The organism is Pseudoxanthomonas spadix, assembly GCF_003703395.1.
GTDB lineage: Bacteria > Pseudomonadota > Gammaproteobacteria > Xanthomonadales > Xanthomonadaceae > Pseudoxanthomonas_A > Pseudoxanthomonas_A spadix.
This window is the reverse complement of the sequence record NZ_RDQN01000001.1, coordinates 141,696-165,440: the sequence shown is the minus strand read 5'-3', so window position 1 is coordinate 165,440 and position 23,745 is coordinate 141,696. Positions and strand designations below refer to the sequence as shown.

The 23,745-nt window shown below is 68.8% G+C and carries 22 protein-coding genes and 1 pseudogene; 14 read left to right on the top strand and 9 right to left on the bottom strand.

What is annotated here, in order from left to right:
* Positions 1 to 48 precede the first annotated feature (48 nt).
* The 9 genes and pseudogenes from truD to D9R12_RS00685 form a co-directional block, all read right to left on the bottom strand.
* Positions 49 to 1,092, bottom strand: a complete 1,044-nt coding sequence (gene truD / locus D9R12_RS00720; protein ID WP_122227006.1) for a tRNA pseudouridine(13) synthase TruD — start codon at positions 1,090 to 1,092, stop codon at positions 49 to 51.
* Between the two features lie 174 nt (positions 1,093 to 1,266).
* Positions 1,267 to 1,743 (bottom strand): 2-C-methyl-D-erythritol 2,4-cyclodiphosphate synthase, encoded by a 477-nt coding sequence (gene ispF, locus D9R12_RS00715; protein WP_122227626.1) that lies wholly within the window; start codon positions 1,741 to 1,743, stop codon positions 1,267 to 1,269.
* A 9-nt stretch (positions 1,744 to 1,752) separates the two neighbouring features.
* Positions 1,753 to 2,565: pseudogene (ispD, locus tag D9R12_RS00710) on the bottom strand (2-C-methyl-D-erythritol 4-phosphate cytidylyltransferase); the annotation flags it as partial.
* Positions 2,562 to 2,933, bottom strand: a complete 372-nt coding sequence (gene ftsB, locus D9R12_RS00705; protein WP_014160954.1) for a cell division protein FtsB — start codon at positions 2,931 to 2,933, stop codon at positions 2,562 to 2,564. The gene ftsB and the pseudogene ispD, both read right to left, overlap by 4 nt.
* A gap of 49 nt (positions 2,934 to 2,982) precedes the next feature.
* Positions 2,983 to 4,275 (bottom strand): phosphopyruvate hydratase, encoded by a 1,293-nt coding sequence (gene eno, locus D9R12_RS00700; RefSeq protein WP_122227004.1) that lies wholly within the window; start codon positions 4,273 to 4,275, stop codon positions 2,983 to 2,985.
* Entirely contained in the window at positions 4,272 to 4,649 is a 378-nt protein-coding gene (locus D9R12_RS15510) for a hypothetical protein (protein WP_147475033.1), read from the bottom strand. Before D9R12_RS15510 ends, eno begins: the two co-directional genes overlap by 4 nt.
* A 100-nt stretch (positions 4,650 to 4,749) precedes the next feature.
* A complete protein-coding gene (gene pyrG, locus D9R12_RS00695; RefSeq protein ID WP_122227002.1) occupies positions 4,750 to 6,408 on the bottom strand; it encodes a CTP synthase in 1,659 nt (552 codons plus the stop codon).
* Between the two features lie 154 nt (positions 6,409 to 6,562).
* The gene (locus tag D9R12_RS00690) at positions 6,563 to 6,838 is read right to left on the bottom strand and encodes a hypothetical protein (RefSeq protein ID WP_147475032.1); all 276 of its coding nucleotides are present in this window, start codon (positions 6,836 to 6,838) and stop codon (positions 6,563 to 6,565) included.
* A gap of 81 nt (positions 6,839 to 6,919) precedes the next feature.
* The gene (locus D9R12_RS00685) at positions 6,920 to 7,963 is read right to left on the bottom strand and encodes a glucokinase (protein WP_122226998.1); all 1,044 of its coding nucleotides are present in this window, start codon (positions 7,961 to 7,963) and stop codon (positions 6,920 to 6,922) included.
* A 244-nt stretch (positions 7,964 to 8,207) separates the two neighbouring features.
* Between D9R12_RS00685 and parE the strand changes: the two genes are divergently transcribed.
* The 14 genes from parE (at position 8,208) to D9R12_RS00615 (ending at position 23,734) form a co-directional block, all read left to right on the top strand.
* Positions 8,208 to 10,112: a DNA topoisomerase IV subunit B gene (gene parE, locus D9R12_RS00680; protein WP_122226996.1), complete on the top strand. Its 1,905-nt coding sequence runs from the start codon at positions 8,208 to 8,210 to the stop codon at positions 10,110 to 10,112.
* Between the two features lie 191 nt (positions 10,113 to 10,303).
* Entirely contained in the window at positions 10,304 to 11,029 is a 726-nt protein-coding gene (pyrH, locus tag D9R12_RS00675) for a UMP kinase (protein ID WP_014160961.1), read from the top strand.
* Positions 11,030 to 11,094: 65 nt separating this feature from the next.
* On the top strand, positions 11,095 to 12,072 hold the full coding sequence (locus tag D9R12_RS00670; RefSeq protein ID WP_014160962.1) for a cation diffusion facilitator family transporter: 978 nt from the start codon (positions 11,095 to 11,097) through the stop codon (positions 12,070 to 12,072).
* Between the two features lie 81 nt (positions 12,073 to 12,153).
* The gene (gene frr, locus D9R12_RS00665) at positions 12,154 to 12,711 is read left to right on the top strand and encodes a ribosome recycling factor (protein WP_014160963.1); all 558 of its coding nucleotides are present in this window, start codon (positions 12,154 to 12,156) and stop codon (positions 12,709 to 12,711) included.
* A gap of 27 nt (positions 12,712 to 12,738) precedes the next feature.
* Positions 12,739 to 13,485, top strand: coding sequence for a polyprenyl diphosphate synthase (uppS, locus tag D9R12_RS00660; protein WP_014160964.1), 747 nt, complete (start codon positions 12,739 to 12,741; stop codon positions 13,483 to 13,485).
* Positions 13,482 to 14,351, top strand: a complete 870-nt coding sequence (locus tag D9R12_RS00655) for a phosphatidate cytidylyltransferase (protein WP_014160965.1) — start codon at positions 13,482 to 13,484, stop codon at positions 14,349 to 14,351. Before uppS ends, D9R12_RS00655 begins: the two co-directional genes overlap by 4 nt.
* A 5-nt stretch (positions 14,352 to 14,356) precedes the next feature.
* Positions 14,357 to 15,565: a 1-deoxy-D-xylulose-5-phosphate reductoisomerase gene (dxr, locus tag D9R12_RS00650; protein ID WP_122226994.1), complete on the top strand. Its 1,209-nt coding sequence runs from the start codon at positions 14,357 to 14,359 to the stop codon at positions 15,563 to 15,565.
* Complete coding sequence (gene rseP, locus D9R12_RS00645) at positions 15,562 to 16,920, top strand: RIP metalloprotease RseP (RefSeq protein WP_122226992.1); 1,359 nt, start codon at positions 15,562 to 15,564, stop codon at positions 16,918 to 16,920. The genes dxr and rseP overlap by 4 nt, the downstream gene beginning before the upstream one ends.
* A gap of 90 nt (positions 16,921 to 17,010) precedes the next feature.
* The gene (bamA, locus tag D9R12_RS00640; protein WP_122226990.1) at positions 17,011 to 19,497 is read left to right on the top strand and encodes an outer membrane protein assembly factor BamA; all 2,487 of its coding nucleotides are present in this window, start codon (positions 17,011 to 17,013) and stop codon (positions 19,495 to 19,497) included.
* Positions 19,498 to 19,582: 85 nt separating this feature from the next.
* On the top strand, positions 19,583 to 20,602 hold the full coding sequence (gene lpxD, locus D9R12_RS00635; protein WP_122226988.1) for a UDP-3-O-(3-hydroxymyristoyl)glucosamine N-acyltransferase: 1,020 nt from the start codon (positions 19,583 to 19,585) through the stop codon (positions 20,600 to 20,602).
* A 6-nt stretch (positions 20,603 to 20,608) separates the two neighbouring features.
* Positions 20,609 to 21,067, top strand: a complete 459-nt coding sequence (gene fabZ / locus D9R12_RS00630) for a 3-hydroxyacyl-ACP dehydratase FabZ (RefSeq protein WP_014160970.1) — start codon at positions 20,609 to 20,611, stop codon at positions 21,065 to 21,067.
* A 2-nt stretch (positions 21,068 to 21,069) separates the two neighbouring features.
* Positions 21,070 to 21,858, top strand: coding sequence for an acyl-ACP--UDP-N-acetylglucosamine O-acyltransferase (gene lpxA, locus D9R12_RS00625; RefSeq protein WP_122226986.1), 789 nt, complete (start codon positions 21,070 to 21,072; stop codon positions 21,856 to 21,858).
* Positions 21,855 to 23,117 carry a lipid-A-disaccharide synthase gene (lpxB, locus tag D9R12_RS00620; RefSeq protein WP_244671837.1) on the top strand — a complete coding sequence of 421 codons (1,263 nt, stop codon included), beginning with the start codon at positions 21,855 to 21,857 and terminating at the stop codon, positions 23,115 to 23,117. Before lpxA ends, lpxB begins: the two co-directional genes overlap by 4 nt.
* Complete coding sequence (locus D9R12_RS00615; protein WP_122226982.1) at positions 23,114 to 23,734, top strand: ribonuclease HII; 621 nt, start codon at positions 23,114 to 23,116, stop codon at positions 23,732 to 23,734. The genes lpxB and D9R12_RS00615 overlap by 4 nt, the downstream gene beginning before the upstream one ends.
* Positions 23,735 to 23,745: the final 11 nt, after the last annotated feature.

Below are 23,745 nucleotides of genomic sequence, written 5' to 3'. Positions count from 1 at the left end.
CAGGAATCGTTGCGCGCGGCCGATACGAAAGACCAAAGCCGTTGCCCTTCATGCGCTGCGGTTGGCCTCGCGCACCGGCCCCAGTTCGTGCAGCAGCGCGGTGGCATAGCTGCCCGGCGCCAGGGCGAACCCAAGCTCCAGCGTTTGCCCATCAAGCCAGGTCCAGCGCAGATCGACCGCCTGCTGGCGCAGGGCGCGGCGCTCCTGCTTCAGGCCCGCCGCCTCCAGGCCCGCGCGCAGGGCCGGGCCGTCAGCTTCTGACAGCACGCGCAACTCCAGGGCTGCGCACACGCCCTGCGCACGCAGCTCGCCCTGCCCCCCTTGCGGGCCAGTGGGATGGATGTCGAACGTGGCCAGGCGCCGGGCCAGGGTGTCGCTGCAGGGTTCCGGGCCGAACACACTGCGGCTGCCGGCGAGCATCCAGACCTCGCCATCCAGGCCGCGCTCCCAGCTGCCGTCGGCCACGCGCGCGGCCAGCACCCGGTTGAACAGTTCCGAGCGTGCGGCCGAAAGCAGGATCGAGCGCTGCTCGCGCCTGACCCGGCGTCCTTCAAACATGGCCAGGGCCTGGTTGACGTTGCCGCCGCCACGGCCGAAACGCTGCTCGCCGAACCAGTTGGGCAGGCCGCGATCGGCGATCGCCTGCAGCCGAGCTTCGATGGCCGAACGCTCGCCCTGGACCTGGCGCAGCACCAGCGTGAAGCGATTGCCGGCCAGCGCCCCGCGCGGCAGCTTGCGGTTGTGCCAGGCCGAATCGACGATCTCCAGCGGGCCGCCGGCCAGGGCCGCCAGCGCCGGCGCCACGCGCCTGGGCAGGTGCACGCTGAAGCGCTGGGTGGTGACCGCATGGCGGTCCTTCAGCCCGGCGTAGCCGATGCCGACCTCGCCGATTCCGGCCCATTGCGCCAGCCGGCGCGCGACCTCTGAGGTGTTCAGGCCGCGCTTGCGCAGGGTCAGCAGCAGGTGTTCGCCCTCGCCATGGGCGGCGAAGCTGTCGATCTCCACGACCTGGAAATCTTCGGGCTGGCTGCGGAATGCCGCACTCAGCACGGATGGACCATAGGCGCGGGGAAGAAGAGATGTCTCGGTCATGGACCTTGCAGTTCAAAGCCCCTCTCCTTCACCACGGAGAGGATGCCGGGGTGAGGATACACGGGCAACGCCTATGCCGAATCCGGTATGCGTGGCTTCGCCCGTACCCTCATCCCGAACCTGCAATTGCAGGTTCACTTCGCGCCACCTTCTCCCGATGGGAGAAGGAAGAGCTCACGCCCGCACCAGCAGCACCACGGCCTGCGCGGCGATGCCTTCACCGCGACCGGTGAAGCCCAGCTGCTCGGTGGTGGTGGCCTTGACGCTCATCGCATCGACCTCGATGCCCAGCACCTGGGCCAGGTGCGTGCACATCGCCCGGGCATGGGGGCCGACCCTGGGCCGCTCGCAGATCACCGTGACATCGGCATTGCCCACCTGCCAGCCACGCGCACGCAGCAGACCGTCGCAGTGCCGCAGGAAATCGGTGCTGTCGGCATCCTTCCAGCGCGGGTCGCCGGGCGGGAAATGCCGGCCGATATCACCCAGCGCCAGCGCGCCCAGCATCGCATCGCACAGCGCGTGGATGACCACATCGCCATCGCTGTGCGCCAGTACGCCACAGCGGTGCGGCACGCGCACACCGCCGAGCATCAGGTGGTCGCCGTCGGCGGCGAAGGCGTGTACGTCCAGGCCTTGGCCGATGCGCAACGGGGTGCCGGGACTCGGGACTCGGGACCCGGGACCCGGAAGAGCCGAGACGGCCGAATCGGCGCTGGAGGCTTGTTGCTGTTGCTGTTGTTGCACCTGCTCTTGCTCTCCCCGAGTCCCGGCTCCCCTGCCCCGGGTCCCGACGATATAGGCAAAGCGCTCCAGATCGGCCCAGGTGGTGATCTTGAAGTTGGTTTCGCTGCCCTCGACCAGCAGCGGGCGCAGGCCCAGCCGCTCCATGGCCATCGACTCGTCGGTCACATCGATGCCGGCGCCGGCGGCCTGGTCCAGCGCCCGGGTCAGCTGCAGGCGCCGGAACATCTGCGGGGTCAGCGCGCGCCACAGCCGCTCGCGCGGCTCGGTGCCGTCCACGCCGCCGTCATCGCCGGCCCGCTTGAGCGTGTCGCGCAGCGGCGCGGCCAGCAGCGCGCCGACCGGATCCTGGCGGCCGCGTTCGATCAACTGCTCCAGGTCGGCCCCGGCCAGGTTCGGCCGCGCCGCATCGTGTACCAGCACGAAGTCATCGCCGCGCACCTGCTCGGGCAGCGCCTGCAGCGCGGCCAGCACCGAGGCCGCCCGGGTGCCGCCACCGAGGCAGGCCAGCACCGGCTTTCCGCCGAATTCGGTCCAGCCCGGCCACCACGGATCGTCGGCCGAAATGGCCACCACCACGCCCTCGACCAGCGGGTGCGAGAGCAGCGTGGACAGCGTCCAGGCCAGGACCGGTTGGCCACCGACCTGCAGGTATTGCTTGGGGACCTGGCCACCGAAGCGCAGCCCACGGCCGGCCGCGGGCACGATCACCCAGATACCGCGCATCAGTGGCCCTCGGCCTGCGCCGGGGCCGGATCCTGCGCGGCCTGCGGGACGGCAGGCAGCTGGTCACCGGACATGCCGGCCTGGCCTGCGGGCGTGTCGACCACGCGATAGAACTTCTCGCCCGGCTTGATCATGCCCAGCTCGCTGCGGGCACGCTCTTCCACCGCCGCCTCGCCGGACTTGAGGTCTTCCACTTCCGCCGCCAGCGCCGCGTTGCGCTGCTGCAGGCCCTGATTCTCGCGCACCTGGCTGGCCACCTGCGCACGCATGGCGATCACCTCGCCCGAGCTGCCGCGCCCGAACCACAGGTGGTACTGCAGGAACACCAGCAGCAACACCAGCACCAGCAGCAGCCAGCGCGGCTTGGCCATCTCAGTTTCCCAGGGTGAAGGTGAAACCGCCCAGGCCCATGGCGCTGCCTCAGCGCCTGAGCGAGACGAACGCGTCGCGGCCGGCGTAGCGTGCGCCCTTGCCCAGTGCTTCCTCGATGCGCAGCAGCTGGTTGTACTTGGCCACGCGGTCGGAGCGGCACAGCGAGCCGGTCTTGATCTGGGTGGCGGTGGTGGCCACGGCGATGTCGGCGATGGTGGTGTCCTCGGTTTCGCCCGAGCGGTGCGAGACGATCGCCGCGTAGTTGGCATGGTGGGCCATGGCGATGGCTTCCAGGGTCTCGGTCAGGGTGCCGATCTGGTTGACCTTGATCAGGATGGCGTTGGCCGTGCCGGTCTCGATGCCTTCCTTGAAGATCTTCGGGTTGGTGACGAACAGGTCGTCGCCCACCAGCTGCACCTTCTTGCCCAGGCGCTCGGTCAGCTGCTTCCAGCCGGCCCAGTCGTCCTCGGCCATGCCGTCCTCGATGGTGATGATCGGGTACTGCACGACCCAGTCGGCCAGGAAGTCGATGAACTGCTCGGAGGTCAGGCGCTTGTTCTCGCCGACCAGGTTGTACTTGCCATTGTCGTGGAACTCGCTGGAGGCCACGTCCAGGCCCAGCAGGATGTCTTCGCCGGCGGTGTAGCCGGCCTTGCCGATCGCTTCCAGGATGGTGTCCAGCGCTTCGACGTTGCTGCGGAAGTCCGGGGCGAAGCCGCCCTCGTCACCGACCGCCGTGCTCAGGCCGTGGCCCTTGAGCACGCTCTTGAGTGCGTGGAAGATCTCGGCGCCGGCGCGCAGCGATTCGGAGAACGAATCAAAGCCCACCGGCAGCACCATGAACTCCTGGAAGTCCACGTTGTTGTCGGCGTGGGCACCGCCGTTGATGATGTTCATCATCGGCACCGGCAGGCTGATGTCCGATTCGCTGGTGTCGGCCAGGTGCTGCCACAATGGTTTGCGCTTCGAGGCGGCCAGCGCATGCGCGTTGGCCAGCGACACGCCGAGCAGCGCGTTGGCGCCCAGGCGGCCCTTGTTCTCGGTGCCGTCCAGGTCGATCAGGCGGCGGTCCAGGCCTTCCTGGTCCAGCGCATCGAAGCCCTTGAGCGCATGGGCGATGGCGGTGTTGACGTTGTCCACCGCCTTGCGCACGCCCTTGCCCAGGTAGCGGGTCTTGTCGCCATCGCGCAGTTCCACCGCTTCCCTGGCGCCGGTGGAGGCGCCGGAGGGCACCGCCGCACGGCCAAGGGAACCATCGGTGAGCGTGACTTCCGCCTCCAGCGTGGGGTTGCCACGGGAGTCGAGGATTTCGCGGGCGTGGATCTTGGCGATGTTGGTCATGAGGTCAGTCTTGGCTCTTTCGATCGGATGAAGGTCGGCGGCCAGTCTGGCGATGGCCGAGTGAGGTCAAGAACGCGATGTGACGCGCTTCGGCCTCGCGGCCGTCGTGCACGTACGCGCGCGAAGCGATTGTAGAGGGTGCAGGCCAGCAACGCGCCGCCCAGCACGGCCAGCATCGGGCCGCCGGTCGATGCGGCAGCCGAGTCGGTGGCATCGGCTGCAGCCAGCGTGCCGCTGGCGACCCGTTGCTGCAGACGCGGCACCAGCAGGTGCCAGGCATTCAATTCAGCGGCAAGGGTGAGCAGGACCCAGGCCACCACCTGGCGATGGCCCAGCCCGGCAAAGCCGCGCGATGGAGGTTGCCCGTCGGACATCAGGCACAGGCGCCTGCGGATGCGTGAGCGCGTTCCATGATGATCGCAGCGGACACGGCGGCCCGTCCGACCCACACGCGCGGGGCGGGCGCCAGGCCATTCACGCCCGCGCTTCCTTGAGCAGCTTGCCGCCGGCCTTGCGCTCGCGCGCGGCGCGGATGAAGCCGACGAACAGCGGATGTCCGTCGCGCGGGGTGGACAGGAATTCCGGATGCGCCTGGCAGGCCAGGTACCACGGGTGCCTGTCGCGCGGCAGTTCGACCATTTCCACCAGGGTGTCGTCCATCGACTTGGCGCAGATCACCAGGCCGGCGTCTTCCAGCTGGGCGCGGTAGCGGTTGTTGAACTCGTAGCGATGACGATGACGCTCGGACACCACGTCCGCACCATACATCTCGCGTGCCAGGGTGCCCGGCTTGAGGCGCTGTTCCTGCAGCCCCAGGCGCATGGTGCCGCCCAGGTCGGAACGCTCGTCGCGCTTTTCCACCTCGCCGGCGGCGGTGCGCCATTCGGTGATCAGGCCGATCACCGGATGCGGGGTCTGCTTGTCGTTCTCGGTGCTGTTGGCACCTTCCAGGCCACAGACGTGGCGCGCGTAATCGACCACTGCCGCCTGCATGCCGTAACAGATGCCGAAGTACGGCACGCCATGTTCGCGTGCGTACCGGGCGGTGAGCACCTTGCCTTCGAAACCGCGGTCACCAAAGCCACCCGGCACCAGGATGCCGTCGACGCCTTCCAGGGCACTGGTGCTGGCCTCGATGTCCTGCGATTCGAGCCATTTGAGGTTGACCCGGGTACGCTGGCGCAGACCGCCGTGCTTGAGCGCCTCGCCGACCGACTTGTAGGCGTCCTTGTGGTCCACGTACTTGCCGACCACCGCGATGGTGACCTCGTCCAGCGGATTGACCGTGGCGTCCACGGCCGCTTCCCACTCGTGCAGGTCGGCCTGGTTGCGCACCGGCAGATGCAAGCGGTCGACCACGAACTGGTCCAGGCCCTGCTCGTGCAGGTTCAGCGGGATCTTGTAGAGCACATCCACGTCGCGCAGGGTGATCACCGCGCGCTCGGAGACGTTGGTGAACAAGGCGATCTTGCGGCGTTCGCCATCCGGGATTTCCTGCTCGGAGCGGCACAGCAGCACGTCGGGCTGGATGCCGATCGAACGCAGTTCCTTGACCGAATGCTGGGTCGGCTTGGTCTTCAGCTCACCGGCGGCGGCGATGTACGGCACCAGGGTCAGGTGCACGAAGACCGCCTTTTCCTGGCCGCGCTCGCTGCGGATCTGGCGGATCGCCTCCAGGAACGGCAGCGATTCGATGTCGCCCACGGTGCCGCCGATCTCGATCAGGCCCACGTCGAAGCCGGCGGTGGCTTCGTCGATGCTGCGCTTGATCTCGTCGGTGATGTGCGGGATGACCTGCACGGTCGCACCCAGGTAGTCACCGCGGCGCTCCTTGCGGATCACGTTCTCGTAGATGCGGCCGGTGGTGACCGAGTTCTTGCGGCTCAGGCGGGTGCGCACGAAGCGCTCGTAGTGGCCCAGGTCCAGGTCGGTCTCGGCGCCATCGTCGGTGACGTAGACCTCGCCATGCTGGAACGGGCTCATGGTGCCCGGATCGACGTTGATGTAGGGGTCCAGCTTCATCATCGTGACCTTCAGGCCGCGCGACTCGAGGATGGACGCCAGCGACGCGGCGGCAATGCCCTTGCCCAGTGAGGACACGACCCCGCCGGTCACGAAAATCAGGGGAGTCATAAAGTGAAGGCTCCTGGAAAGCCATAGTCTACCGGCTGCGGCACCGGCGGCCAAACAACCGGCCAGCCTGTGCCCAACGCTGCGCAAACGGCGAAAACACGCACGCCCCGACAAGCGGGGCGTGGGCGATCGAGCGAGGCAGGAATCGTTCGCGTTACGGCTTGCGCGCCTGTTTCAGCTCTTCTTCCTCCTCCTCGATCGGCGCCGGCTGGCTCGCAGCGGGGTCCTGGCCCTTGAGGCGTTTCTCGTTGGCGGCACGGCGCGCGGCGCGCTTTTCAGCCTCGCTGCGGGTGTCCTCGGTCTTGACCGGACCGGAGCTGGCGTCCTTGCGCTCGGCCTGCGGCGCGCCCGCATTGGCCAGGGCCAGGGCGGCAGTGGACAGCAGCGCGGCCACGGCACCGGCCAGCAGCAATACGGTTCGGGATTTCATGGATGACTCCTGGTGACGAACCTTGGGGTGTCGCCGCGCGCAGGAGCGCGCAGCAACGCGACAAAGGCTACGCCTGTCGCTTTAGCGCGCCCTGAATGTCGTGCCCGTATGCCGTGCGCGGTACCACGCGGCCGCCCCGACGATCCCCAGCCAGCCATGTTCGATACGGAACACCGGCACCTGCTGCAGGGCCGGCGCGAGCACGCCCTTGTCCAGGAACCGGCGCAGGAAGCCGCCACGGCTCAGGTGTTGACCGATATGGCCGGTGATGCCGCCGGCCAGGTAGACCGTGCCGGCGCAGAAGGTGATCGCCAAATCGCCGGCCAGGCTGCCCAGCCAGGCGCAAAACACCTCCAGGCACTGCGTGGCCAGCCGATCGTCACCGGCATCGGCCGCGGCGATCACCTCGGCCGGGGTGTGCCAGCGCGGCGCCTGGCCCTGCTGCGTGCACAGCGCGGCGTACAGCCGCACCAGGCCAGTACCGGACAGGATGCGCTCGTTGTCCACGTGGTCGAACTGGTCCTGCAGCCGGCGCAGGATCTCCAGCTCCAGCGGGTTGCCGGCGCCCAGCGCGGCGTGGCCGGCCTCGCTGGGCAGCACCCGGTAACCGCCGCCCTCGGGCACCACCAGGGCCGCGCCCAGGCCGGTGCCGGGGCCGAGCAGCAGCGCCGGCAGCCTGGGGACCAGCGCCGCATCGGCGTGCAGCGGCAGCATCTGCCCGGGCGATAGCTGCGGCAGGGCCCAGGCCAGGGCCTGGAAGTCGTTGATCAGCTGTAGCTGCTCCAAGCCGGCCTGGCTGCGGGTGGCGGCCAGCGACACCGGCCACGGCAGGTTGCTGTTGAGCAGCCTGTCGCCCTGCAGCACGCCGGCGATGGCCACCACCGCCGCGCTCGGCGCCTGGCCCTGTCCTGCGGCCTGCAGCTCCTGGCCAAACTGGCGCAGCACGGCCGCCAGGCTGGGGAACTCGGCGCAGGCATAGCGCCGCTGGGCAATGACCTCGGGCGCGCCCGGGCCGCCATGGGCCAGCCCCAGCCGGGCGAACGTGCCGCCCACGTCGGCGGCGATGAAACCGCTCTGGCCATCCTCCACATCACCCGCTCGCAGCGGCGCGGTTGTCTCCACCACCGGTTCCCTCTCCTGGCATCCAGCGCCCGCGCGGGTCGCCACGCCGCCACGCGCAACGGGCCGCACGCGCCGTCGTTGGGTGATTGTATCGGCCGACGCCGCCGCGACGGCAGTGCGCATGGCAAAGCACCTCCTGGCCTGAGCCATTGCGCCTGCAGCCCACCTGCGCGCAGGCGTGCAAAACCGCGCCCCAGCCCCCACACTTGCCCGCCCTTGGTGGCTGCCACACGACCTGAATGACCGCATGAACACCCGCTACAACGCCGCCGATATCGAAGTCCTCTCCGGCCTTGACCCGGTCAAGCGCCGTCCCGGCATGTACACCGACACCACCCGCCCCAACCATCTGGCGCAGGAAGTGATCGACAACTCGGTCGACGAGGCATTGGGCGGGCACGCCAAGGTGGTGGAAGTGACCCTGTTCAGGGACGGCAGCGTCGAGGTCTGCGACGACGGCCGCGGCATGCCGGTGGACATCCACCCGGAGGAAAGGATCTCCGGCGTCGAACTGATCCTCACCCGGCTGCACGCCGGCGGCAAGTTCAACAACAACAACTACACCTTCTCTGGCGGCCTGCACGGGGTGGGCGTGAGCGTGGTCAACGCGCTGTCCACCCTGGTGGAGCTGCACATCAAGCGCGACGGCAGCGAGCACCGCATCACCTTCCGCAACGGCGAGCGCGCCAGCCCGCTGGAGGTGGTCGGCAGCGTCGGCAGGAAGAACACCGGCACCCGCCTGCGCTTCTGGCCCGATCCCAAGTACTTCGACACGCCCAGGATCAACGTGCGCGCCCTGCGCCACCTGCTGCGGGCCAAGGCCGTGCTGTGCCCGGGCCTGACGGTCAAGCTGTATGACGAAGCCAGCGGCGAGCGCGAGACCTGGCTCTACGAGGACGGCCTGCGCGCGTATCTGCAGCAGGAACTGCTCAAGGGCCAGATGGATGAGCGCGAGCTGTTGCCCGCGCAGCTGTTCGTGGGCGGCCTGAAGAAGCAGACCGAGATCGTCGACTGGGCGGTGGCCTGGGTGGCGGAGGGCGAGCTGGTCCAGGAAAGCTACGTCAACCTGATCCCCACCCCCCAGCACGGCACCCACGTCAACGGCCTGCGTTCGGGCCTGACCGATGCGCTGCGCGAGTTCTGCGATTTCCGCAACCTGCTGCCGCGCGGGGTCAAGCTGGCCCCGGAAGATGTGTGGGACCGGGTCGCCTTCGTGCTGTCCCTGAAGATGACCGACCCGCAGTTCTCCGGGCAGACCAAGGAACGGCTGTCCTCGCGCCAGGCCGCCGGCTTCATCGAAGGCGCCGCGCACGACGCTTTCAGCCTGTGGCTGAACCAGCACGTGGAGACCGGCCTGCAGATCGCCCAGCTGGCCATCGACCGGGCCAGCGCGCGGCTGAAGACCGAAAAGCAGATCGTGCGCAAGAAGGTCACCTCCGGCCCGGCCCTGCCCGGCAAGCTGGCCGACTGCATCAGCCAGGACCTGTCGCGCACCGAGCTGTTTCTGGTGGAAGGCGACTCGGCCGGCGGCAGCGCCAAGCAGGCCCGCGACAAGGATTTCCAGGCGATCCTTCCGCTGCGCGGCAAGATCCTCAACACCTGGGAAGTGGCTTCGGGCAGCGTCCTGGCCTCGGAGGAAGTGCACAACCTGGCCATCGCCATCGGCTGCGATCCGGGCAAGGACGACATCAGCGGCCTGCGCTACGGCAAGGTGGTGGTGCTGGCCGACGCCGACTCGGACGGACTGCACATCGCCACCCTGCTGAGCGCGCTGTTCCTGAAGCACTTCCCGGCGCTGGTCAACGCCGGGCACGTGTTCGTGGCGATGCCGCCGCTGTTCCGGGTGGACGTGGGCAAGCAGGTGTTCTACGCGCTGGATGAGGAAGAAAAGCGCCTGCTGCTGGAAAAGATCGCCCGCGAAAAGCTCAAGGGCCAGGTCAACGTGACCCGCTTCAAGGGCCTGGGCGAAATGAACCCCTCGCAGCTGCGTGAATCGGCCATCCATCCCGACACCCGCCGCCTGGTCCAGCTGACCGTGGAGGACGGCGACCAGACCCACGGCCTGATGGACATGCTGCTGGCCAAGAAGCGCGCCGGCGACCGCAAGACCTGGCTGGAGACCAAGGGCGACCTGGCCTCGCTGGAAGTCTGAAGGCCAGAAACGAAGGGAGATGAGTGAGAAACGAGAGAAAGCCGGGTCGCAGTGCCTGACCCTCGTTTCTCACTCCTCCCCCCTCGCCCCTCGCTCCACCCCCCTCGCCCCTCGCTCCTGCGCCCTCGTTTCTGGCCGTTTCGGCTAGACTTGCCGGCGTTTGCCCCCACCCCCCAAAGAGGCCACCCCCGATGACCGCGCCCCTCGCCTATCGCCGCATCCTGTTGAAACTTTCCGGGGAGGCGCTGATGGGATCAGAGGATTACGGCATCGACCCCAAGGTCATCGGCCGCATCGCCCGTGAAATCATCGAGGCCCGCGACGCCGGGGCCGAGGTCGCGCTGGTGATCGGCGGCGGCAATATCTTCCGCGGCGCCGGCCTGGCCGCCAACGGCATGGACCGGGTCACCGGCGACCAGATGGGCATGCTGGCCACGGTCATCAACGCGCTGGCCATGCAGGATGCGCTGGAAAAGCTCGGCGCCAAGGTCCGGGTGATGAGCGCCCTGAAGATCAACGACGTGTGCGAGGGCTACATCCGCCGCCGGGCCGTGCGCCACCTGGAAAAAGGCCGGATCGCGATCTTCGCCGCCGGCACCGGCAACCCGTTTTTCACCACCGACTCGGGCGCGGCGCTGCGCGCGATCGAGATCGAAGCCGACCTGCTGCTCAAGGCCACCAAGGTCGACGGCGTGTACGACAAGGATCCGCGCAAGTTCCCCGATGCCAGGCGCTTTGACACCCTGACCTACGACGAAGTCCTCAACCGCGGCCTGGAAGTGATGGACACCGCCGCGTTTGCCCTGTGCCGCGACAGCGAGGTGCCGCTGCGCATCTACGACCTGTCGGTGCCCGGCAACCTGATGAACATCCTGCGCGGCCAGAACATCGGCACCCTGGTCCAGGGCCGCAGCTGAGCCGGCACGCAGGCGCCGCGCGCCTGTCATTGTGTCCGCGGCCACCGCGCGGCACCCTGGCGGCCATGGCACACGCACCTTCCGACGATCACGCAGGCCACGGCCACGCCCACCCCGCCACCGGCGGTCGCGCACACGGCACCGGCACCGGCGGCTATGCCATGGCGATGCTGGTCAACCTGGGCTATACCGCGCTGGAGGCCGGCTACGGCCTGCACATCAACTCCCTGACACTGCTGTCCGACGCCCTGCACAACCTGGGCGACGTGCTTGGCCTGGGCCTGGCCTGGGCCGCTGCGGCCATGGCCCGACGCCGGCCCACGGCCCACCACACCTACGGCTGGCGCAAATCCACCCTGCTGGCGCCGCTGGCCAACGCGCTCGTGCTGATGGCGTTCTCCGGCGGCCTGGCCTGGGAGGCGATCGGCCGCTTCAGCGCGCCACCATCGATCCCTGCAGTGCCGGTGATGGTGGTGGCTGCGATCGGCATCGTGGTGAACCTGGGCGCGGGCTGGCTGCTGCACGGCGGCGGCAGGCATGCGCACGAAGGGCAGGACCTCAACCGCCGCGGCGCAATCCTGCACCTGATGGCCGATGCGGCCGTGTCGCTGGCCGCAGTGATGGCCGGCGCCGGGATGTGGTGGCTGGGCTGGGCCTGGCTGGACCCGGCCACCGCGCTGTTGGTGGGGGTGATGATCGCCGCGGGCACCTATGGCCTGCTGCGCGAAAGCTTTTCGGCGGCGATGGATGCCGTTCCCCGCCATATCGACCAGGGCGCAGTGGCCGCGTTCCTGTCCGGCCAGCCGGGCGTAAGCGCCATCCACCATCTGCATATCTGGCCGCTGGGCGCCGGCGAAGTGGCCCTGACCGCGCACCTGGTGCGGCCCGAGCCGGGCGACGACGATGCCTTCATCGATGCCACCGCGCTGGCGCTGTCAGAGCAGTTCGGCATCAGCCACGCGACCTTGCAGCTGGAACGCGGCCAGGCCTGCACCCAGCCCTGCCATGGCGCCCCCACGGCCGGGCCCGCACACCACCACTGAGCCTTCCTGCACGCAGCCCAAGTCCGGCCGGTGCGGGCTTTCGCCTATAATCCCCGGTTTGACGAAACCCGGGACCCGGCGATGCTGAACGACATCAAGAAAGACGCGCAGGCGCGCATGAACAAGAGCATCGAATCGCTGCGTCATGACCTGACCAAGCTGCGCACCGGCCGGGCCACCACCGCGCTGGTCGACCACCTGAAGGTCAACTACTACGGTTCGGACATGCCCCTGACCCAGGTCGCCTCGGTGGTGGTCAGCGACGCCCGCTCGCTGACCATCACCCCGTGGGAAAAGCAGATGGTCTCGGCGGTGGAGAAGGCGATCCTGGGCTCGGACCTGGGCCTGACCCCCAACACCGCCGGCACCGTCATCCGCATCAACATCCCGGCCCTGACCGAGGAACGCCGCCGCGACCTGTCCAAGGTCGTGCATGCCAACGGCGAGGATGCCAAGGTGGCCATCCGCAACATCCGCCGCGACGCCAACCAGCAGATCAAGGACCTGCTGAAGGAAAAGGAAGTCACCGAGGACGAGGTGCGCCGCGCCGAGGAAGAGATCCAGAAGATCACCGACAAGGCAATCAAGGATGTGGACGAAGTGGTCAAGGCGAAAGAACAGGAACTGATGGCCGTCTGAGCGGGTCACACCACCTCCGTGACCGCCATGTCGCCTCCCCTGCCCCGGATCCCGCGCCACCTGGCCATCATCATGGATGGCAACGGGCGCTGGGCCGAGCGCCGCCGCCGCCCGCGCATGATCGGCCACCGCGCCGGCGCGCGCGCGGTCAACCTGTGCATCGACTTCTGCCTGGACCGCGGGGTCCAGGTGCTGACCCTGTTCGCCTTCTCCAGCGAAAACTGGGGTCGCCCGGCCGAGGAGGTCAGCGCGCTGATGAAGCTGTTCATGGGTGCGCTGGAGCGCGAGGTGGACGAACTGCACCGCCGCGGGGTGCGCGTGCGCTTCATCGGCCAGCGCGAGAAGTTCCAGCCGGCCATCGTCCAGCGCATGCACGCGGCCGAAGCGCTGACGGCCGGCAACGCCCGCCTGACCCTGGTCATCGCCGCCAGCTACGGCGGCCGCCAGGACCTGGCCCAGGCCGCCCGGGCGCTGGCCGAGGAGGTGGCCGCCGGCCGCCTGCAGCCGGCAGACATCGACGAGGCCCGCCTGGCCGCCCAGGTGGCGCTGGCCGACCTGCCGCCGCCGGACCTGTTCATCCGCACCGGTGGCGACCACCGCATCAGCAATTTCCTGCTGTGGCAGCTGGCCTACACCGAACTATGGTTCACCGAGACGCTGTGGCCCGACCTGGATGCCACGGTCCTGCAGGCCGCGCTGGACGACTTCGCCGTGCGTGAACGCCGCTTCGGCCTGACTGCCGCCCAGGTGGCCACGCAAGGAACCTGCCCATGACCCGGACCCGCGTGCTTGCCGCCCTGGTCATGGGCCCGTCGGCGATCCTCGCCATCCTGTTCCTGCCCACGCGGTGGATGGCGGCCATCGCGGCGCTGATGTTCCTGGTCGGCCTGTGGGAGTGGCTGAAGCTGGCCGAGATCGAGGACACGCTGTCGCGCACCGTGCTGCTGCTGTTGAACCTGGCGCTGATGGTGGTGCTGACCTGGGCCAGCCGTTCGACCAGCGGGTTTTCGCCGGCGCTGTTCCAGATCGTGTCGCTGGTGGGCGCGGCCTGGTGGCTGGTGGCGCTGCTGTGGCTGCGTTTCTACAGTTTCGCCTCGGACCACCAGACCTGGGCGCGGCTGTTCAAGCTGGCCGCCGGCACCCTGGCGATCGTGCCGGCCTGGTGCGCGCTGTGCCTGATCCATTCGGACAATTTCACTGCCCAGGGCGGTTTCCAGGAAAATCTGTGGCGGCAACACCTGTGGCTGCTGACCGCGCTGGCCATCGTCTGGGCCGCCGACAGCGGCGCGTATTTCGCCGGGCGTGCGTTCGGCAGGCACAAGCTGGCCCCGCGCATCAGCCCCAACAAGACGGTCGAAGGCCTCCTCGGCGGCCTGGTCAGCGGCCTGGTCGTCGGCCTGCTGGGTGGCTGGCTGGCCGGGGTGCAAGCCTCCCAGCTCGGGGCGCTGGCGCTGGTCAGCGTCACCACGGTGCTGGTCTCGGTGGTCGGCGACCTGTTCGAGAGCCTGCTCAAGCGGCATGTGGGTGCCAAGGACTCCGGCAACCTCATCCCGGGCCATGGCGGGATCCTGGACCGCATCGACAGTGTGATCGCCGCGCTGCCGGTGTTCCTGATCGGCCGCGAACTGCTGGGCTTCTGATCGCGATGGACACCACCACGCTCCCCTCACGCAACGTCGCGGTCCTGGGCGCGACCGGCTCGATCGGCAGCTCGGCCCTGGATCTGATCGCGCGCCACCCTGGCAGGCTGCGCGCCACCGTGCTGGCCGCCGGCAGCAATGTCGCCGCGCTGGTCGCGCTGTGCCGCAGCCATCGCCCCGAGCACGCCGTGATCGCCGACCAGGCCTGCTTCACCCAGCTGCGCGACGCCCTGGCCGAGGCGGGCCTGGCGACCCAGGCGCACGCCGGCAGTGCGGCGCTGGATGCGCTGGTGGCCGGCGACGCCTGCGACACCGTGGTGGCGGCCATCGTCGGTGCCGCCGGCCTGTCCTCGACCCTGGCCGCGGCCGGCGCCGGCAAGCGGCTGCTGCTGGCCAACAAGGAATCGCTGGTCCTGGCCGGCGCGCTGGTGATCGCCATCGCCGAGGCCTCCGGCGCGCAGATCGTGCCGATCGACAGCGAACACAACGCCGTCTTCCAGTGCCTGGGCTCGCGCCAGGCCGGCGCGCAGGTGCGCCGGATCGTGCTGACCGCCTCCGGTGGCCCGTTCCGCGGCCGCAGCCGTGCCTCGCTGGAAACGGTCACCGTCGCCCAGGCCGTGGCCCATCCAAAGTGGTCGATGGGCCCGAAGATCTCGGTCGACTCGGCCACCCTGATGAACAAGGGCCTGGAGCTGATCGAGGCCGCGCACCTGTTCAACGTCGGCCGCGAGCGCCTGGACGTGCTGGTCCATCCGCAGAGCCTGGTCCACTCGCTGGTGGAGTTCATCGACGGCTCGACCCTGGCCCAGCTGGGCCTGCCGGACATGCGCACCGCCCTGTCGGTGGGCCTGGGCTGGCCGCAGCGCATCGATTCGGGGGTGGCCGGGCTGGATCTGCTGCGCCACGGCACCCTGGAATTCGAAGCGCCGGACCTGGACGCCTTTCCCTGCCTGCGCCTGGCCTGGAGCGCACTTGAGACTGGCGGTGCGGCCCCGGCGGTGCTGAACGCCGCCAACGAAACTGCTGTTTCAGCGTTTCTTCAGGGCAAAATCGGTTTCCTAGCGATCCCTGCATTGGTCGAGGACGCCCTCGCCGCCCACGCGCATGCCCCGGCCGGAAGCCTGGAGGCGCTGCTGGCGGCCGATGGTCTCGCGCGGCATTTCAGCCAGGGCTGGATCCACCGCACCACCACAGGCCAAGCCCGTTCCGCATGAGTGAAATCGCAGGCTCCATCTGGTGGATGATCGTCGCCCTCGGCGTGCTGGTCACGTTCCACGAGTTCGGCCACTACTGGGTCGCGCGCCGTTGCGGGGTGGGCGTGCTGCGGTTTTCGGTGGGCTTCGGCAAGCCGATCTGGTCGCGCCGTGACCGGCACGGCACCGAGTTCGCCATCGCCCCGATCCCGCTGGGCGGCTACGTCAAGATGGTCGACGAGCGCGAAGGCGAGGTTCCGGCCGAGCGCCTGGGCGAGGCCTTCAACCGCAAGCCGGTCCTGCAGCGCATCGCCGTGGTGGCCGCCGGCCCGATCGCCAACCTGCTGCTGTGCGTGGCCCTGCTGTGGGCCATGTTCGTGATCGGCAAGGAGGATTACGCACCGGTGGTCGGCCGCGTGGACGGCATCGCCCAGCAGTCCGGCCTGCGTCCGGGCGACCGGATCGTGGCCGTCGACGGGCGCGCCATCGCCACGGCCACCGAGGCGGTGATGGGCCTGACCGGCGCGGCAATGGACCGGCGCGATGTCCAGCTGCGCGTCGAGGACGCCTCGGGCAACGACATCAGCCGTCGGGTCTACACCTCACGCCTGCCGGCCGGCTTCGACGAACAGGACGTCACCGGCGCGCTTGGCCTGCGCTGGCAGTTCACCGTCGAACCAGCCGAGGTCCGCCAGGTCAGGCCCGGTTCGCCGGCCGCCGGCACGCTGCAGGTCGGCGACCTGATCACCGCCATCGATGGCCAAGCGGTGGACACTGCCGACACCTTGCGTCCGCTGCTGCAGAAGTTCGGCGCACGCGGCGGCGAGGTGATGGTGGAAGTCGAGCGCGAAGGCAGCCGCCTGGCCCTGCCAATGCAGCCGCAGCGCATGACCGATCCGGACACCGGCGCCGAGTTCTGGGCCCTGGGCATCGCCCTGGGCCGCGGCCATGCGCCGGCCTACGACGCCCTGCAGCGCTACGGTCCGCTGGCGGCGATCCCGGTGGCGGTGCGCCAGACCGGGCAGCTGGCGGCCGATTCGCTGGGCATGATCCGGCGCATGGTCACCGGCCACGCCTCGCTGCAGAACGTGTCCGGCCCGGTGACCATCGCCAAGGTGGCCAATGCCTCGGCCGATCGCGGGCTTACCTGGTTCCTGCAGTTCCTGGCCCTGCTGTCGCTGAGCCTGGCGATTGTGAACCTGCTGCCGATCCCGGTCTTGGACGGCGGACACCTGCTGTATTACCTTATCGAGTTGGTCAAGGGCAGCCCGCTGAGCGAGCGGGCCATGGCCGCTGGCCAGTTTATTGGCCTGGCCATCCTGGCCGGCCTGATGGGGCTGGCGCTCTACAACGACATCCTGCGCCCGGTGATCTGAATGCCTTTGCCTGTTTTTCCTGCGGCCGCCCAGCGGCGGCCTGCCCCCTGCGGGGGCCTTTCCGAAACCAGTTCCCCGACGGATGTGACGATGACGCGACTCCCGACCCGCCGCCTGCTCGCCCTTGCCCTGGCGTCCGCCATCGCGGCCCCGGCGATGGCTCAGTCCAGCGGCATGGTGCCGGCCTTCGGGTCCGAGCAGCAGCAGTCCCAGGCACCGGCCTTCGGCATGCAGCCTGCGCCGGCCGCTTCGCCGTCGGACTTCGTCGCCACCGACATCCGCATCGATGGCGTCCAGCGCATTTCCAGTGGCACGGTGCTGACCTACTTGCCGATCGAGCGCGGTGACACCGTCACCCAGGCCAAGATCGGCGATGCGATCCGCGCGCTGTACCGCACCGGCTTCTTCGAGAACGTCAAGCTCAGCCGGCAGGGTTCGATCCTGGTGGTCACGCTGCAGGAACGGCCGGCCATCAACAAGCTGACCCTGACCGGCAACAAGGACATCAAGACCGAGGACCTGACCAAGGGCCTGAACGACATCGGCCTGTCCGAAGGCGGCACCTTCGACCGTCTGGCGCTGGACCGGGTGACCCAGGAGCTGGTGCGCCAGTACAACAACCGCGGCAAGTACAACGTCCAGATCACCCCGACCGTGAGCCCGCTGGACCGCAACCGTGTGGACATCACCATTGCGGTCAAGGAAGGCAAGGCCGCCAAGATCCGCCACATCAACCTGATCGGCACCGACAAGTTCGACCAGGAAGAAATCCGCGCCGGCTGGGAATCGCAGGAACACAACTGGTTGTCCTGGTATCGCCGCGACGACCAGTACTCCAAGGAAAAGCTCTCCGGCGACATCGAGAAGCTCAACTCCTATTATCTGGACCGCGGCTATGTCGATTTCAGCCTGGACTCGACCCAGGTGGCGATCAGCCCGGACAAGAAGGACATGTTCCTCACCGCCGGCGTCACCGAGGGCGAGCAGTACACCGTGTCCGACGTCAAGGTCAGCGGCGACACCGTGCTGCCGCAGGAGCGCGTGGAGAAGATGGTACTGGTGCGCAAGGACCAGATCTTCTCGCGCCGGCTGCTGGAGGTCAGCTCCGACGGCATCACCGCGACCCTGGCCAACGTCGGCTACGCCTTCGCCCAAGTCAACCCGATCCCGACGGTGGACCGCGAAAAGCGCACCGTGGCCATCAACATGCAGGTCGTGCCCGGTCCGCGCGTCAACGTGCGCCGGATCGAGTTCAAGGGCAACTCGCGCACCGCCGACGAAGTGCTGCGCCGGGAGATGCGCCAGTTCGAAGGCGCCTGGTACTCGCAGGCTGCGATCGACCGGTCCAAGGTGCGCCTGCAGCGGCTGGGTTACTTCGAAACCGTGGACGTAGCCAACCAGCCGGTGCCGGGCACGCGCGACCAGGTCGACGTGGTCTACACGGTGAAGGAGACCACGTCGGGCAGCTTCGTGTTCGGCCTGGGCTACTCGCAACTCTCGGGGGTGACCACCTCGATCCAGCTGTCGCAGAACAACTTCCTGGGCGGCGGCAACCGGGTCGCGATCGAAGCCTCGCGCAGCGACTACCTGAGCCGCTATTCGTTTTCGTTCACCAACCCGTACTTTACCGACGACGGCGTGTCGCTGGGCTACAACCTGTCCTACAGCGACCTGGACTATTCGGACTACAACACCGCCGCGTATTCGTCAAAGAACACCGCCGCGCAGGCGATCCTGGGCATTCCGCTGAGCGAAAGCGACAGCGTGTCGCTGATGTTCGGGGTCGACTCCACCCAGGTCAGTGTCTATGAAGGCACCACCCCGCAGGCGATCGTCGACTATATCAACGCCCTGGGCAGTCGGACCTTCCACGCCTGGCGCAGCCAGATCGGCTGGGCGCGCGATACCCGCAACGACTATTTCATGCCCACCCGTGGCATTTTCCAGCGGGTCTCGGCAGAAATCTCCCTGCCCGGGTCGACGGTGGAGTACTACAAGCTCAACTACGAGTTCTCCAAGTACTGGATGCTCAGCCCGGCCTTCGTGCTGCGCACCGGCGGCGAAGTCGGCTATGGCGACAGCTATGGCGACGACGTCACCCGCACGGTCTGCTATGACCCCACCACCGGGCTGGCGGTGTCGTGCGACACCAGCGGCGCCGCATCGCGCACGCTCACCGCCTCGGGCCTGCCGTTCTACGAGAATTTCTACGCCGGTGGCGTGCGTTCGGTGCGCGGCTTCGAGGACAACACCCTGGGCCCGCGTTCGGAGCCAACGCCCTACTACAGCGACGGCCAGCCGCTGGGCGGCTCGCTCAAGACCATCGGCCAGCTGGAGCTGATCTTCCCGAAGCTGTTCGACTCCAACGCCGCGCGCGTCTCGGCGTTCATCGATGTCGGCAACGTCTACGACGGTTACGACAATTTCAAGGCCAACGAGCTGCGCGCCTCCACCGGCGTGTCGCTGCTGTGGCGGGCACCGGTCGGACCGATCTCGATCAGCTACGCGTTCCCGCTCAAGAGCGAGGACCAGGACAAGGTCGAGCGCCTGCAGTTCACCTTCGGCGGTTCGTTCTGAGCCAACGCGCCGGCGCTGGCGTGGCGGGGGCCCGGCTTGTCCGGGCTTTCGTTTGTGCGCTGCGGGCTCGGTTAAAATCCTGCGCATGAGCCCTTCGATCCACACTGCCGGCGCACTGGCCGAGCGCTTCGGCTTGGTCCTGCATGGCGACGCCGACGCGGCCGTGACCGGCGCTGCGCCCCTGGCCACGGCCAGGCCCGGCCAGCTGTCCTTCCTGGGCAACCCGCGTTATGCCGATCTGCTGGCGACCACCCAGGCCTCGATCGTGATCGTGGACCCCGACCATGTCCAGGGCGTGCGTGGCACCGCCCTGGTGGCCAGGGACCCGCACGTGGCCTTTGCCAAGGTGTCCGAACTGTTCGAGTCCAGGTTCGAGCGCCCGCCTGGCATCCATCCCACCGCGGTGATCCACGCCAGCGCGCAGGTGGCCGCCAGCGCCAGCATCGGCGCGCACGTGTACATCGGCGAAGGCAGCCGCGTGGGCGAGCGCAGCATCATCGGCCCGGGCTGCGTGATCGGCGAGCACTGCAGCGTGGGCGAGGACTGCGAGCTGGTCGCCCGGGTCACCCTGGTGCTACGCGTGCGCCTGGGCCGCAATGTCCGCATCCATCCCGGCGCGGTGCTGGGCGCGCAGGGTTTCGGCATGGCCATGGAACACGGCCGCTGGCTCAACGTGCCGCAGCTGGGCGGGGTGGTGGTCGGCGACGACTGCGAGATCGGCGCCAACACCACCATCGATCGCGGCGCGCTGGAAGACACCGTGCTGGAAGAGGATGTGCGCCTGGACAACCAGATCCAGATCGGCCACAACGTCCACGTCGGCGCGCATACGGCCATGGCCGCGCAGGTCGGCATTGCAGGCAGCGCCAGGATCGGCCGCTACTGCATGCTGGCCGGCAAGGTCGGCGTCTCCGGCCATCTGGAAATCTGCGACAAGGTCACCGTGCTGGCCATGTCGATGGTCGCCGGGCCGATCACCGCGCCCGGCACCTATGCCTCTTCCCTTCCCATCACCGATGTGCGCACCTGGCGCCGGAACGCGGCGCGTTTCCGCCAGCTGGACGCACTCGCCCGGCGCATTCCCGCCGAGAAAAAGGACTCCTGAGACTCGATGAACATGACAATCAAACTGCCCCTGGACATCCAGGCCATCCAGCACCTGCTGCCGCATCGCTATCCGTTCCTGCTGGTGGACCGGGTGACCGAGTTCGAGCCGGAAAAGCGCATCGTGGCCTACAAGAACGTGACCTTCAACGAGCCGTTCTTCAACGGGCACTTCCCGGGCCGCTCGGTGATGCCGGGGGTGCTGATCATCGAGGCCATGGCCCAGGCCGGGGGCCTGATCACCCAGCTCGGCTATGGTCCCGAAGCGGGCAGCAAGCTGTTCTACATGGTCAAGGTCGAGAACACCAAGTTCAGCCGCACCGTGGTCCCGGGCGACCGCCTGGACATGGAGGTGGTCATCAAGCGCCGGATCCGCAACATGGCGCTCTACCACGGCATCGCCCGGGTCGACGGCCAGCAGGCCGCCTGCTCGGAGATCCTGTGCGCAGAAACTTCCAGGGACTGAGCATGACGACCGGCACCCTGATCCATCCTTCCGCGGTCATCGAACCGGGCGCCAAGCTCGGCGTCGGCGTACAGGTGGGTGCCTTTGCCCTGATCGGGACCGAGGTGGAGATTGGCGATGGCACCATCATCGGCCCGCACTGCACGGTGAGCGGGCCGACCCGCATCGGCCGCGACAACCATTTCGTCGGCCATGCCGCCATCGGCGGCCCGCCGCAGGACAAGAAATTCAACGGCGAACGCACCGAACTGGTGATCGGCGAGCGCAACGTGGTGCGCGAGTTCGTCACGCTCAACCGCGGCACGGTGACCGGCCAGGGCGTGACCCGCATCGGCGACGACAACTGGCTGCTGGCCTACACCCATATCGCCCATGACTGCCAGGTCGGCAACCACTGCGTGTTCTCCAACAACACCACCCTGGCCGGCCACGTGACCATCGGCGACTGGGTGATCATGAGCGGGTTTTCCGGCGCCCATCAGTTCTGCCGGATCGGTGCGCATGCCTTCATCGGCATGGGCGCACTGGTCGGCGGCGACGTCACCCCCTTCACCATGGTCGCGGCCGACGAACATGGCCGTCCGCGCGGCATCAACAGCGAGGGCCTCAGGCGCCGCGGCTTCGATCCCGAGCGCATCGCCGCGATCAAGCGCGCCTACCGCACCCTGTACGTGGCCGGCCTGCCGCTGGCGCAAGCCCAGCAGCAGTTGGCCGAGCAGGCACGCGACAGCGAGGACGTCAAGGCGATGCTGGACTTCATCAGCCACGGCGAGCGCCGGCTGCTGCGATGAACATGTCCGGGACCCGGGACCCGGGACCGGGGACCCGGGAGAAGCAGGGAACTGCCGGGGACGCCCCCGGGTCCGGGGTCCCGGGCCCCGGGTCCCGGCTCCACATCGCCCTGGTGGCCGGCGAAGCGTCCGGGGATCAGCTTGGCGCCGAGCTGATCGCCCAACTGAAGCAGCGCCATCCCGATGCGCAGTTTGCCGGGATCGGCGGCGATGGCATGCGCGCGGCCGGGCTGGAGGCGTGGTGCGATGCCAGCGAGCTGGCGGTGATGGGCCTGGCCGAGGTGCTGCGCCACCTGCCCCGCCTGCTCAGGCTGCGCCAGGTGTTGCGCCAGCGGCTGCTGGACTGGCAGCCGGATGTGTTCATCGGCATCGATGCGCCCGACTTCAACCTGGCCGTGGAGGCCTGGCTCAAGCGGCGCGGCGTGCGCACCGTGCATTACGTCAGCCCGTCGGTATGGGCCTGGCGCGAGCAGCGCGCCGGCAAGATCGGCCGCAGCGCGGACCTGGTGTTGTGCCTGTTCCCGATGGAACCGGCGATCTACGCCCGCCACGGCGTCGACGCGCGCTATGTCGGCCACCCGATGGCCGATGCGTTGCCGCTCTTGCCCGACCGCGACGCCGCGCGCGCCACCCTGGGGCTGAACCCCAACACGCCGGTGCTGGCCGTGCTGCCCGGCAGCCGGCTGGGCGAGATCCATCGGCTGGCCGCGGATTTCATCGAAGCCGCGCGCCTGGTCGCCGAACAGGTGCCGCACCTGCAGGTGGTCATCCCCGCCGCCAACGCCGCGTGCCGCGCGGCGCTGGAGCCGCTGCTGGCGGCCACGCCGTTTCCCTCGCCGCGGCCGCAGTTGCTCTCTGGCCGGGCGCGCGAGGCGATGGTCGCCAGCGATGTGGTCCTGCTGGCCTCGGGCACCGCGGCGCTGGAGGCGATGCTGGCCAAGCGGCCGATGGTGGTGGGCTACAGGGTCGCCCCGCTGTCGGCCTGGATCGCCCGCACGCTGGGCCTGCTCAAGGTCAAGCGCTTCGCCCTGCCCAACGTGCTGGCCGGCGAAGACCTCGCCCCGGAACTGATGCAGGAAGACTGCACGCCGCAGGCGCTGGCGGCCGCCGTGCTGCACTGGCTGCGTACGCCCGAGGCGGTCGCAGCGCTGCAGCCGCGCTATCAGCAGCTGCACGCACTCCTGCGCCAGGACGCCTCGGCGCGCGCAGCCGAGGCCGTGGACCAACTGCTGGCCGCCGCGCCCAGGGACCTGCCATGAAGATGGCTGCGCCCGCGCTGCGGGTGGCCGGGGTGGACGAAGCCGGCCGCGGTCCGCTGGCCGGTCCCCTGACCGTGGCCGCGGTGGTGTTCGATCCGGCGCGCCCGCGCATCAACGGGCTGGACGATTCCAAACAGCTCAGCGCCGACAAGCGCGCGTTGCTCTACGGTCGCATCACCGAACGCGCGCTCGCCTGGCACGTGGTGGTGGTGCCGGTGGCCGACATCGACCGGCTCAACATCTACCAGGCCACGCTGCTGGGCATGCGCCTGGCGGTGGAGGCGGTGGCGCACGTGGCCGAGGTGGCCCACATCGATGGCAACTGCGTGCCGCCTGGCCTGCCCTGCAGCGGGCATGCGCTGATCGGCGGCGACGGACGCGACCGCGCGATCATGGCCGCCTCGATCCTGGCCAAGGTCACCCGGGACCGGCTGATGCTGGGCCTGCACGCGCAGCACCCCGAGTACGACTTCGCCGCGCACAAGGGCTACTGCACGCCGACCCATCTGGCTGCGCTGCGCCTGCATGGCCCCTGCATCCACCATCGCCACAGCTTCGCGCCCGTGCGCGAGGCCGCCGATGCCCGCGCCGGGCTGGGCCAGGCGAGCCTGTTCTGAAAGCCGCCGCC